Annotated in this window: 14 protein-coding genes; 8 read left to right on the forward strand and 6 right to left on the reverse strand. The window is 61.8% G+C overall.

The features are described from left to right. Positions 1 to 59 precede the first annotated feature (59 nt). Entirely contained in the window at positions 60 to 2,153 is a 2,094-nt protein-coding gene (locus tag ACJ8MK_RS18380; RefSeq protein WP_101426857.1) for a prolyl oligopeptidase family serine peptidase, read from the reverse strand. A 194-nt stretch (positions 2,154 to 2,347) separates the two neighbouring features. Further along, positions 2,348 to 2,911, reverse strand: coding sequence for a helix-turn-helix domain-containing protein (locus ACJ8MK_RS18385; RefSeq protein WP_033638405.1), 564 nt, complete (start codon positions 2,909 to 2,911; stop codon positions 2,348 to 2,350). Between the two features lie 115 nt (positions 2,912 to 3,026). On the opposite strand from ACJ8MK_RS18385, the gene ACJ8MK_RS18390 reads away from it, so the two are divergent. Together ACJ8MK_RS18390 and ACJ8MK_RS18395 are read left to right on the forward strand one after the other, a co-directional pair. Next, a complete protein-coding gene (locus tag ACJ8MK_RS18390; RefSeq protein ID WP_442517966.1) occupies positions 3,027 to 4,214 on the forward strand; it encodes a benzoate/H(+) symporter BenE family transporter in 1,188 nt (395 codons plus the stop codon). A gap of 100 nt (positions 4,215 to 4,314) precedes the next feature. After that, a complete protein-coding gene (locus ACJ8MK_RS18395; RefSeq protein WP_033638403.1) occupies positions 4,315 to 4,818 on the forward strand; it encodes a cupin domain-containing protein in 504 nt (167 codons plus the stop codon). Here the strand turns inward: ACJ8MK_RS18395 and ACJ8MK_RS18400 are convergent. Further along, positions 4,783 to 5,637, reverse strand: a complete 855-nt coding sequence (locus tag ACJ8MK_RS18400; RefSeq protein WP_047567697.1) for an aminoglycoside phosphotransferase family protein — start codon at positions 5,635 to 5,637, stop codon at positions 4,783 to 4,785. The genes ACJ8MK_RS18395 and ACJ8MK_RS18400 overlap by 36 nt on opposite strands. 182 nt (positions 5,638 to 5,819) lie before the next feature. On the opposite strand from ACJ8MK_RS18400, the gene ACJ8MK_RS18405 reads away from it, so the two are divergent. Then, entirely contained in the window at positions 5,820 to 6,200 is a 381-nt protein-coding gene (locus tag ACJ8MK_RS18405) for a RidA family protein (protein WP_033654780.1), read from the forward strand. 7 nt (positions 6,201 to 6,207) lie between these two features. Here the strand turns inward: ACJ8MK_RS18405 and ACJ8MK_RS18410 are convergent, their stop codons facing one another. After that, positions 6,208 to 6,588, reverse strand: a complete 381-nt coding sequence (locus ACJ8MK_RS18410) for a nuclear transport factor 2 family protein (protein WP_038874851.1) — start codon at positions 6,586 to 6,588, stop codon at positions 6,208 to 6,210. A gap of 275 nt (positions 6,589 to 6,863) precedes the next feature. On the opposite strand from ACJ8MK_RS18410, the gene ACJ8MK_RS18415 reads away from it, so the two are divergent. Then, positions 6,864 to 7,133, forward strand: a complete 270-nt coding sequence (locus ACJ8MK_RS18415; protein ID WP_004938382.1) for a hypothetical protein — start codon at positions 6,864 to 6,866, stop codon at positions 7,131 to 7,133. Here the strand turns inward: ACJ8MK_RS18415 and ACJ8MK_RS18420 are convergent. Further along, on the reverse strand, positions 7,130 to 7,522 hold the full coding sequence (locus ACJ8MK_RS18420) for a nuclear transport factor 2 family protein (RefSeq protein WP_033638399.1): 393 nt from the start codon (positions 7,520 to 7,522) through the stop codon (positions 7,130 to 7,132). The genes ACJ8MK_RS18415 and ACJ8MK_RS18420 overlap by 4 nt on opposite strands. A gap of 201 nt (positions 7,523 to 7,723) precedes the next feature. Between ACJ8MK_RS18420 and ACJ8MK_RS18425 the strand changes: the two genes are divergently transcribed. The 4 genes from ACJ8MK_RS18425 to gstA all read left to right on the forward strand — a co-directional run bounded on the left by ACJ8MK_RS18425 (position 7,724) and on the right by gstA (position 10,721). Beyond that, positions 7,724 to 8,419, forward strand: a complete 696-nt coding sequence (locus tag ACJ8MK_RS18425) for an HD domain-containing protein (RefSeq protein WP_079656471.1) — start codon at positions 7,724 to 7,726, stop codon at positions 8,417 to 8,419. 94 nt (positions 8,420 to 8,513) lie between these two features. Next, entirely contained in the window at positions 8,514 to 8,777 is a 264-nt protein-coding gene (locus tag ACJ8MK_RS18430) for a DUF3811 domain-containing protein (RefSeq protein WP_004938373.1), read from the forward strand. A 361-nt stretch (positions 8,778 to 9,138) separates the two neighbouring features. Then, on the forward strand, positions 9,139 to 10,023 hold the full coding sequence (gene dapA / locus ACJ8MK_RS18435; RefSeq protein ID WP_041034916.1) for a 4-hydroxy-tetrahydrodipicolinate synthase: 885 nt from the start codon (positions 9,139 to 9,141) through the stop codon (positions 10,021 to 10,023). 92 nt (positions 10,024 to 10,115) lie between these two features. Beyond that, entirely contained in the window at positions 10,116 to 10,721 is a 606-nt protein-coding gene (gene gstA, locus ACJ8MK_RS18440; RefSeq protein WP_033638396.1) for a glutathione transferase GstA, read from the forward strand. Positions 10,722 to 10,760: 39 nt separating this feature from the next. On the opposite strand, the gene pdxY is transcribed toward gstA, so the two are convergent. Further along, on the reverse strand, positions 10,761 to 11,621 hold the full coding sequence (pdxY, locus tag ACJ8MK_RS18445; RefSeq protein WP_033638395.1) for a pyridoxal kinase PdxY: 861 nt from the start codon (positions 11,619 to 11,621) through the stop codon (positions 10,761 to 10,763). Between the last annotated feature and the right edge of the window lie 293 nt (positions 11,622 to 11,914).

Below are 11,914 nucleotides of genomic sequence, written 5' to 3' on the forward strand. Positions count from 1 at the left end.
GTAAATAAAAACACCGGAGTTAACGCCCCGGTGTTTTTTTATGCCTGCAAGAAAAAGGCTTACGCTGACTTGGGTTTGCCGCTCAGGTTGGCCCACATGAACTCGCTCACCAATGCGCTGTGGAACGCCGCCTGTTGCTTGTCGGCGGCGGCGCTGTGCCCGCCTTCGGTATTCTCGTAGAAATAAGCCTGCTGATACCCCATCGCCTGCATGCGCGCGGCCATTTTGCGGGCGTGGGCCGGGTTGACCCGATCGTCGCTGGTCGCGGTATAGAACAGCACCGGCGGATAGGCCGTTTTCGCCTGAATGTTGTGGTACGGCGAGAAGGTTTTGATATAAGCCCACTGCTCCGGCTTGCTCGGGTCACCGTATTCGGCGATCCACGACGCGCCGGCGGAAAGCTGCGTATAGCGCTGCATGTCCAGCAGCGGCACTTCGCAGACGATGCAGCCGAACAGCTGCGGATACAGCGTCAGCATATTGCCCACCAACAGGCCGCCGTTGCTGCCGCCGCGCGCGCCCAGATGCGGCGCCGAGGTCACCTTGCGTGCGATGAGATCTTCGGCCACGGCGGCGAAATCCTCGTAGGCGCGATGGCGATTCTGCTTGAGCGCCGCCTGGTGCCAGGCCGGGCCGTATTCGCCGCCGCCGCGGATGTTGGCCACCACGTACACCCCGCCGCGCTCCAGCCAGGCCGGCGCCTTGCCGCCGAGATAGCCCGGCAGCAGCGGCACTTCAAACCCGCCGTAGCCATACAGCAGCGTCGGCGTGCTGCCGTCCGATTTGAGATCTTTGGCGGCAATCTGGAAGTACGGCACGCGGGTGCCATCCTTGGAGCGCGCAAAATGCTGGCTCACCTGGTAGCCTGACGCGTCAAAATCCTGCGGCGCCTGTTTCAGCAGCGTCGCCTCACCGCCGTCGAGATTGCCCATGTACAGCGAGGTCGGCTGCAGGAACCCGCTGACGGTCAGGAAATAGGCGTTGCTCTCTTCGTCGATGCCGCCGGCGGAAATGGTGCTGATGGCGCCGGGGTTGCCCAGCGGGCGACGTTGCCAACTGCCGCCCTTCGGCGTCAGCACTTCCAGCCGGTTGACCACGTTATCCATGATGCTGAGGATCAGGTGATCGCGGGTGCCGCTGTAGCCGCTCAGCGCCTGCTCCGCCGTTGGGGTAAACAGCGGCTGCAGCTCGCGCTTGCCCGCCAGATAGTCATCGAAGTTGGCCGCCAGCAGCGCGCCGGACGGATAGCGCTTGCCGCCCACCTCCCAGTCGCTGCTCGGTTTAATCAGCAGCCATTCACGGTGCGTATCCAGCTCGGCGTCGGCCGGGATGTCGATTTTGATCTGCCGGCCGTCCTGAGCCAGCAAGAAGTAGTCGCGGCGATAGAAATCCAGGCTGCGGCCGACGAAATCGCGCTCAAAGCCCGGCGTGCGATCGTGATAGGCGAAGACCGCCATGTCCTCAGGCTGCGCTTCATACAGCGTTTCGGCGGCGCTCAGCGGCGTGCCGCGCCGCCAGCGTTTGGCGATGCGCGCGTAACCGGACTGGGTCATCGAGCCGGGGCCGAAATCGGTGGCGATGAACAGCGTGTCCCGATCGACCCAGGAAACCCGGCTTTTCGCCACCGGCACGTTGAAGCCGTCCTTGACGAAGCGTTTGGCCACCAGATCGAATTCGCGGATTTCGGTGGCGTCACCGCCGTCCGGCGACAGCTGCATCAGGCAATAGCGGTATTCCGGCGCCAGCGGTTGTGAGCCCTGATAAACCCAATCCTTGCCCTCCGCCTTGCCCAACGCGTCGATATCCAGCACCGTTTCCCAGGCCGGTTTGGCCTTGCGGTACTCGTCCAGCGTGGTGCGCCGCAGCAGGCCGCGCGGGTTGGCCTGGTCCTGCCAGAAGTTGTAATAGTACTCGCCGCGCTTGCTCACCCACGGGATCTGGGTGTCTTTATTGAGGATATCCAGCACCTCGCGCTCAATGCGCTGAAAGTCTTCGCCCTGGCCGAAACGCGCCACGGTGCGCTGATTTTCCTGCTGCACCCATTGCAGCGCTTTTTTACCCTGCAGCTCCTCCAGCCACAGGAATTCATCGCCGGCGGCCGCGCCGCCTTCCGCCGCCATCGCCAGGCGGATACTGTTGGGTAATGAAGTCATCGCGAATACGGCTCCTGCGGTTTGCGCACTGAGTTTAATAAACTGACGTCGATTGGTGACCGGCAAAATCAAGCTCCTTTTGAGTCGGCTGCAACGCCGCCCCGTCGTGGGCGACAGCCTGTGAAATAAGAGTCATTTTCAACAAGGTAGGCGTTTGGCGGCGCGGAGTCAAAGCCCACGGCCGCCGCGTTGAGTCAGGATTGAGGATAGTGGATCAGATCGTGAATACGCACCGTTTGTGAACTGGCGTTGCGGTAAGCGTGCGGCCGATCGGCCTGAAAGCGCATCGCCTCGCCGGCGGCCAGGCTGTGCCATTCGCCGTCTATCGCCAACTCCAACCGGCCGCTGATCACGATCACATGCTCGATCACGCCCGGCTCATGGGGCGACGACTCGCTGAGCGCGCCCGGCGCAAGATCGATGACGAACATATCGAAACCCAGCTGGCGATCGTAGGGAAACAACGGCACCACGCGCATGTCGGCGTTGTCCTGATCGTACACCGGCAGATCGCCGTAGCGGTGCAGCGTCGCCTGCTGCTGCGCGGGCGACGCCTCAAGAAAAGCGGAGAACGCCACGTTGAAACCGGTGGCGATCTTCCACAGCGTCGCCACCGTCGGGCTGGACTCGCCGCGTTCGATCTGCCCGAGCATCGCCTTGCTGACGCCGGTGTATTCCGCCGCCTGCGTCAGGCTCCAGCCGCGCTGTGCACGCAGCGTGCGAAGGGTGTGCGCCAAATGGCCGGCAAGTTCCTGCATCCTGTTCTCCTCTGCATGTCGGGCTCGATTATACCCGCTTGTGCGCTATAGCGCACGGTGCTATGCTGATTTCTCATCGTGCGTTATAACGCACAACCACCAATTGGAGCTTCTCATGCGCCCAGCCCTCTCCCTGCGCCATCTGACCCTGCCCGCCGTCATGGCCGGCTTTGTCGCCGTTCTGGTGGGTTACACCAGCTCTGCCGCGATCATTTTCCAGACCGCCGCCGCCGCGGGCGCCACACCGGCGCAGATCGGCGGCTGGCTGAGCGCGCTGGGGATCGCGATGGGCGTCACCTCGCTGGGACTGTCGCTTTACTATCGCACTCCTATCCTCACCGCCTGGTCGACGCCCGGCGCGGCGCTGCTGGTCACCAGCCTGCCCGGTACGCCGATCAACGAGGCGATCGGGGTGTTTATCTTCGCTTCCGGTCTGATCCTGCTGTGCGGCGTCACCGGGCTGTTCGCCCGCCTGATGGACTATATTCCGCAGGCGATTTCCGCCGCGATGCTGGCGGGGATCCTGCTGCGTTTCGGGCTGGACGCCTTCGCTTCGCTGCAGCTCAATTTCCCGCTGAGCGCCGGCATGGGGCTGGCCTATCTGCTCAGCCGCCGTTATCTGCCGCGCTACGCCATCGTGCTGACGCTGGCGGCCGGGCTGGCGATCGCCGCGCTGCAGGGCGATATCCAGCCGGCACAACACGCGCCGGCGTTTGCCATGCCGGAATTTATCGCGCCGCACTTCAGCTGGCCGACGCTGCTGGGCATCGGCGTGCCGTTCTTCGTGGTGACCATGGCTTCGCAGAATGCGCCTGGCATCGCCACGCTGCGGGCGGCGGGCTACCGCGTCCCCACCTCACCGCTGATCGCCTGGACGGCGCTCACCGCGCTGCTGCTGGCGCCGTTCGGCGGATTCTCGGTGTGCATCGCCGCGATCACCGCCGCCATCTGCATGGGCCCGGACGTGCATCCCGATCCGCAGCGCCGCTATATGGGCGCGGTGGCCGCCGGCGGCTTCTACCTATTGGCCGGGCTGTTCGGCGGCGCCATCGGCCTGCTGTTCAGCGCGCTGCCCCTCGCCCTGATCCACACCATCGCCGGGCTGGCGCTGCTCGGCACCATCGGCGGCAGCCTGCAGCGCGCGCTGCATGATGAGAAACAGCGCGACGCGGCGCTGATCGCCTTCCTCATCACCGCCTCCGGCGTCACGTTACTGGGCATCGGTTCGGCCTTCTGGGGCATCGTCGGCGGCGCGATCGCCCATCTGCTGCTGTCGCTGCCGCAGCGAACAAGCCAAGCATAACGGGCGGTCTACATTGACAAGTGCCGCCATGGCGCCTTCACTTTCTCTGTCGTCTTGAGATCAATTCACAAAATAAGTGACGCCGTCACCAAGGAAGCCTATGACTGAGAAAGCTGCGCTGTTGGCTCAGCGCCTGATACGCAATGTCGAACGAGTAGATAAGCGGCACGATCGGCGGCCGCCGCTGTATGACAGCGTCGGCGCTCGCCTCGGCACCGGCACCGCCGCCGACAAGCTGGGCGCCTCTTTCGATTGTGTCGCGCCGGGTATGCGCTCCTGCCCCTACCATTTTCACTACGCTCAGGAGGAAATGTTCATCATTCTGGAAGGCAGCGGTACGCTGCGGGTGGCCGGAGAAATGCTGCCGATCGTCAGCGGGGATGTCATCTTCATTCCGCCGGGCCCGGAATACCCGCACCAGATCATCAACACCTCCGATGCGCCGCTGAAGTACCTGTCCGTCAGCACGCGCGAGCAGCCGGAGCTGGTGATGTACCCGGATTCCGGCAAATACCAGGCGATGGCGCGCGGCGCAGACGGCCAGCAGGTGCGCTACCTGCAGCGCCCTTCAACCTCGCTCGATTACTGGCAGGATGAACCCTGAGTCGCCGCCCGGCAGCGGGAGATCCAGCGCGCGCGCCGCCAGCTCGGCGACGCGAAAGTCGATGTCCGCCGCCTGCCCGTCTTCCATGAACCAGGCGGCGGAGAGCCCCGACCAGGCCAGGATCCATTGCAGCAAGCGCCGGCGATCCAACCCGGCCAAGCGACAGACCTGTTCCACGCGGCGCTGGAAAATGGCCGGATCGGTGGCGATGCCGTAGTTGGGATTGCAGAAGATGTTGGCGTAGTCAAAGCCCCGTTCGCCATACAAACGCTTGGGATCGATCGCCAGCCAGCCGCGTTCGCCGAAGTCCAGCACGTTGTCATGGTGAATATCGCCGTGCAGCACGCTCTCTTCTCGCGGGCTGTTCAGCAATTCCGCCGCCGCCGTGGCACAGAGACGCAGCATGCCGCCGTGCGCCTGCGCCGCCGGCCACAGTGAGCTGAACCACTCCTGCAGCGGGATCAGCTCGGGCAACGGTTCCGCTCGCGGCGCATGCAAGGCGGCGATCGCCCGGCACAGGATTTGCGTGGCCTGCTCATCGTCGCCGTCACGCACCAGTTGCGCCAACGAGCCTTCACCCTGCGCGCGCTCCAGCAGAATGCCGTCGTCATGCCACGCCAGCACCTGCGCGGCGCCTTCCCCGCGCCACCAGCACATCAGTTGGCCACCGAAGCGCTCCTCCTGCTCGCGGGCGATCTTCAGCATCGCCGCCTCGCCCCGGTAACGCACCGGCATCAGCAGACTGCTGTGGGTTTCGAAGGCTTTGCCGTCCTGTTCCAGTTGCCAGCGTTGCAGGTAGGGAGTAAAAAGCGGGTTCATCGTCTCATGCGTCCTTGTGGCCGAGCTGCGCCGCACTGTCACATTCTGGTGAGAGAGGGCGTATAAAATAAAGAAGGATGATACTCTCAAATATCATCGGTGCGCGGCGTCTGGCCGCCGTTTCCTCAGTATCCTAACCAAGTTTGTCGATTTTATTAACCGGTCTTGCGCGGGGTTTGATCATGACATTATTAAAACGCACGAATTATCCGCAGTTGCCCACGCCGGGCGGCCCCTATGTGCATGCGGTGCGCCACGGCGATCGCCTGTACGTGTCGGGATTGACGGCCTTCGCCACCGACGCGCAAGGCTTGAGCGCGCCGGAGCAAACGCAGGAGATCCTCGAGCAGTTAGCCACTATCGCCGCCAGCGAAGGCGTTAATCTTAAAGCGTTGATTAAAATCAGCGTGTTCCTGACCGACATCGCCGATCTGGCGGGCGTGCGCCCGGTGCTGTTTGACTATTTCGATGGCGCGCTGCCGGCCTGTTCACTGATGGCAGTCAGCGCGTTGTTTTCACCGCAGGTGTGCGTAGAGATAGAAGCGGTGATGGCGTTGCAATAATGCGCGGCTAGAGCGCGCCCTCATCCGGCACGCAGGGGCCGATCTTGAACCAGGCTTTGGCGATCTGCCCCTGTTCCACTTCGTAAATGGCGATGACATCCATTTTGCCACGCCCCTGCGGGAAGTTCCGTGTCACCACTTCCTGATCGACCACCATGTTCCCCACCGCCATGCGTTTTATCCGTTCACCGTACAAACTCGGCTCCTGGAAACGCACCAGATGCCGTTCGCGGATCGCCGCCTTGCCGCTGGCCAGCAGCGTGTCGGGATGCTCGTAATACTGCGCGTCGTCCGCCCAGCAGGCCATGAAGGCGTCGATGTCGCGGGCGTTATAGGCGTCAAGCTGTTGTTGAACCACATCCTGCGGGCGTGCCGTTTTATCGTTCATCACATCCTCCTGCTGAAGTTAACCGCCGCATGTATCGAACCCATCACGTTAACCGCCCGGTGCTGCAGCTTGATGACACGGCGAATGCTGAATAAAAACCCAAAAATAGCGAATAAATAACCTACCACGCCCGATGGACAATTCAAGCGTCCGGCACAAATTTTCTGCCCCGCGCCAGCGGCGGGGAAAACCGCATGGCACCGCGCGTTAATCTTTGCGACGGTGAGGGAAATTCTGCTAATTTAGCGTGAACAGCCTGATGATAACGAAACGCTATGCAGCAAAAACCGGTGTTGGACGAAGCCAGACAGTTAAAGCGACTCAACGCCGCCACGCGGCGTCAATCCCATATGTATAAATGGATCGCGCTGATTGCGGCGCTGGATGCGCTGTTGGTGTTTTGGTATGACCGGGATATGCGCAACGTCACCTTCTCGGGAGCGGTTGCGCTGGTGTGCGGCTATCTGTGGATCCGCGATCGCAACAAGGCCCGGGGTTACCGGCGCGAGTTCGACCGCAAATTCGGCAAGCGCAGCGGCGATTAAGGCTGCATCGCTTCCAGCACTTTGGCGCTGTCGACGATCTGCACGAACTTCACGATTTTGCCGCCGCGCAGCGTATAAATATGCGCAAAAGAGGCGCTGAAGGATTTGCCGGTGGCCCGGTAGGTGCCGTGATAAAAACCTTGCGCGATCACATTGTCGCCGGCGTCGTAAAAGTGGTCGACGTCGGCGCGGTAACCTTGCCATTCGCTGCCCAGGCGCTGATGCACGTTCTTGATGATATTTTCCGGGCCGATATAGGTACCGGCGTAGGGGAAACCGGCGGCTTCGGTCCACTCGGCATCGGGGGCCAGCGCCGCCAGCAGATTACGGCCGTTTTCTTCGGAGCTGCCTTCATAGGTTGCGCGCACTATTTCAAGAGGGGTTGGCATGTCTCTTCTCCCATGGCTGATGAGGATATTCCGGCCATCTCCGCGGACACAGGCTCTCACCAAGCGGAGACGGCGGAATACGGCTATTCTAGGTTGCTTGTTTCGCTGCAAAAACCGCAGTTATGACAATAGTGGGTTGCACTTTAGTAAACAATAGCCGTTTTTCTGTCATTCTCCCGGCATCCGGCGCGGCTATGCTGATTGACCGATTTCCCCCAACAGGAGCTGAACGTGTCTTTACCCTCGCTGACGCAAGAGCTGTTACAACCTTTTTCCCCCTACCAGGCGCTGGCGCAAACGTTGCTGCCGCTCACCCTCGAGTCGGACGATGGTTCGCATGACGTGGCGCATCTGCACCGGGTCTGGAAGAACTGCCGCCGGATCAGCAAGCTGGAAGGCGGCGACCGGCGCATTCTCTGTGCGGCGGTGCTGCTGCACGACGCCGTCGCGGTGGAAAAGAATTCGCCGCAGCGCCATCTGGCCTCACGCATGGCGGCGGAGCAAGCCACGCTGACGCTGACCCGGCTGGAATGGGCGCCGGCGGATATCGCGGCGGTGGCTCACGCCATCGAAGCGCACAGTTTTTCCGCCGGCATCCCCCCGCAAACGCTGGAGGCGAAGATCCTGCAGGATGCCGATCGCCTCGACGCCATAGGTCTTATCGGCGTGGCGCGCTGCTTCTATATCGGCGGCCGCATGCGCAGCGCGCTGTACGACGCCGCCGACCCGCGGGCCGAACATCGCCAATACGACGACAAGCGTTTCAGCCTGGATCACTTCGAAACCAAGCTGTTCAAACTGCAAGACGGCTTCCAGACCGCTGCCGGGCGGCACATGGCCGAGCAGCGCACCGAACGCATGCGGCGCTTTGTCGACGATCTGCTGGAAGAGGTGTAATGCCGGCTTACCGCGCATTTCGTTATGCCCATAACATTTTCGGTCACATAACGCCGCTAAACTGTAGGTCAACTTCACCGAACGGGCGGCACAGATGAAAAAGTTGACGTTGAAAGAGATGACGGAAAGCGAACAGCGGGAAGTGAAAACCGAACTGGACAAGGCGCGCAAAAGCCACGGCAGGCCGCTGACCAACGCCGAACAGCACAAGGTCAAGGATGAAGTGGTGGCGCGCATCATGGCCGCCAGAGCGAAGCTCGCCAAGGCGGAGCGTGCAGAACGCAAGGCCAACCGCTATCGGCCGAGCGGCGACACCTTCAGTTGGTCCGCCACCATCGGCTCCCGCCCGCCGCGCTGAGCCGGCCAAACTCTCCCCGCCGCTGCGGGGATTTTTATTTATTAGCCAAACTCATCCTCGCTACCGAATCATGAATAACAATGTTATCAATCTGTTGTAAATTGACAGCCTGATGAAGAATATTCATTATCACCCCACTTCCCCTTTTCACGAGACCGCCATGGCCTACCCACGCAACGCCGACTTTCTGATAACACCTGCGTTGCCCGTTGGCGATTTGGCGGCGGTTAAATCGAAGAAACAGACGCTCATTTGACCGGGGCGAGCTGTCCCGTCAGATGAGCTGACTGGATGGCGCGCAACGCCCCGCCTTCAATTTTCTCATCTGGCTTCTCTGTCGGTCACACAGAAGGAATATTTTATGGCCTCATTTTCGGGTATTTGGGTGGCGATGGTTACCCCTTTCAATCACGATGCCGTCGATTTGCCGGCGGTGAAACGCCTGGCGCGGCACCTGCTCGACGCCGGCATCGATGGCCTGGTGGTCTGCGGCTCCACCGGTGAAGCCGCCGCGCTGAGCAAAGAAGAACAGCTGGCGGTGCTCGACGCCGTGCTGGAAGTGGCGCCCGCACACCAGGTCGTGATGGGCCTTTCCGGCAATAACATGGCCGCCACGCTGCAGATGCAGCAGGCCATTCAGCTGCGCGACATCGCCGGCGTGCTGATCCCGGCGCCTTACTACATCCGCCCTTCGCAATGCGGCCTGATCGATTATTTCACCCAGTTGGCCGACGCCTCCAGCGTGCCGGTGATCCTGTACAACATTCCGCAGCGCACCGGCATCGCCATGGAGCTGGCCACATTGCGCCGGCTCGCGCGCCATCCGCGCATCACCGCCATCAAGGACTGCGGCGGCAATCCTGACGCCACCATGGCGCTGATCGCCGACGGCGAAATCGATGTGATGACCGGGGAAGACAATCTGATCCTCACCACGCTGTGCCTCGGCGGCACCGGTGCCATCTCCGCCGCCGCGCATGTTCACCCGGAACGTTTCGTGCAGCTGGTGCAGCAGGTCGCCGCCGGCGATTTGGCCGCGGCGCGCAGCAACTTCTATGAGCTGCTGCCGATGATCCACCAGATGTTCAGCTTCCCGAATCCGGCGCCGGTCAAGACGGTGCTGGCTCAGCAGGGGCTGATCGCCAACGAGCTGCGCTCGCCGATGCAGGTAGCGCCGCAGGCGTTGCAACAGCAGATCGCCGCAACGCTGACGCAGCTGCAGCCCGCCGAGGCGATCATCGGTTAAATTTGTTAGCTAAGCCGCTGTAATTTTGGCGCTATGGGACTACGATGAGAGGTTAAGCATGCCCGTCATTCGTCATCAACAAGGAGCTTCCGATGAAACTGTTCTATAAAGCCGGCGCCTGTTCGCTGTCCCCGCATATCGTGCTGCGTGAGGCAGGGCTGGATTTTACGGCGGAGAAGGTCGATCTGGCGCAGAAGAAGACCGAGAGCGGCGCCGATTACCTCGCCATCAACCCCAAGGGACAGGTACCGGCGCTGCTGCTGGATGACGGCAGCCTGCTGACCGAAGGCGTGGCGATCGTGCAATACCTGGCGGACCGCGTGCCCGATCGCAACCTGATCCCGGCGGCGGGCACCCTGTCGCGCTACCACGCGATCGAATGGCTGAACTACATCGCCACCGAACTGCACAAAGGGTTCAGCCCGCTGTTCAACCCGAAAACGCCCGAGGAATACCAAACCATCGCGCGCGCCAAGCTGGAGCAGCAGTTCAGCTATCTGGATTCGGTGCTGGCGAAGCAGCACTTCCTGTTGGGAAGCCGTTTCAGCGTAGCCGACGCCTACCTGTTCACCGTGTTGCGTTGGGCGTTCGCCCTGCAGTTCGACGTGCGCAAGCACGCCCATCTGGCGGCCTGGTTCGATCGCGTTGCGGCGCGCCCGGCGGTAGATGCGGCGCTGAACGCCGAAGGATTGAAGTAAAGTTTCAGCCCCGGCGGCTGTCGCCGGGGCTCGATGCACTTACAGCTTTACCGCTTTGAATTCGCTGAGCGGCTGCACGATCCGATCCTGCGCCGCCACCACCTGCAGTTCGTATTCGCCCATCTCCTGCGTGGTCAGCATCACCTCATACACGGCGGCGGTCACGTGCTCCAGCGCTTTGTCCAGCGCCTCGCCCTTCAGCAGATCCACCAGCAGCAGACCGCTGGTCAAATCACCGACGCCAACCGGTTGACGCGCGCCGAAGTCCACCAGCGGCCGGCTGATGTGCCAGGCCTCGTCCGCCGTCACCAGCAGCATTTCGAAGCAGTCGGCGTGATAGCCGGCGCGGGCCAGGTGCTTGACCAGCACCAGCCGCGGCCCCTTGGCGATCAGCACGCGGGCGGCCTGCACCGCATCGGCCACGTTGGCGACGGCCATCTGGCTCAGCATCTCCAACTCCAGCAGGTTCGGCGCCATCATGTCGCTGCACGGCAACGCCTGGCGGCAGTGAAACTCGGCCACGCCCGGCGCCACGATGCAGCCCTTTTCAGGATGCCCCATCACCGGATCGCAGAAATACCAGGCATTCGGGTTCGCCTGCTTAACCTGACGCACGATCTCCAGAATATGATCGCCCTGCTCCGGCGAACCGATATAACCGCTCAGCACCGCATCACAGCGTTGCAGCTGCTCGATATTGGCGATACCCTGCGCGATCTCGGTCAGGTGGCTGGCAGGCATGACGCAGCCGGTCCACTGGCCGTATTGCGTATGGTTGGAGAACTGCACCGTGTTCAGCGGCCAGACATTGACGCCCATGCGGCGCATCGGGAATTCAGCCGCACTGTTGCCGGCGTGACCAAACACCACGTGCGACTGGATAGAAAGAATGTTTTTCATCGGAACAACTGACCTCGCCATGCCGTGTGCATCAGCCCGCGGCGAAATGATAATGGGTGCACGACGCTAAAACGTCATGCCGGCGCTGTTAAAAACAAGAAATGAGAGGGATTTTTATGCTTTCGACGGCGGCATATTGTAGCGAAAAGTCCGATCCAAAAAAAGCCGCGAGCCTGCAGCCATGGCTTCGACAGAGAGAAAAACCCGATCCACGCCAAGATATTTACGATAGTGGACTGCCACTAAAGGGTTGCCCCAGTATCGAGCCTTTCGCCGCAGTGCTTTTACACAGA

This window comes from Serratia sp. CY38905, assembly GCF_052168875.1.
In the GTDB taxonomy this organism is placed as follows: domain Bacteria; phylum Pseudomonadota; class Gammaproteobacteria; order Enterobacterales; family Enterobacteriaceae; genus Serratia; species Serratia sarumanii.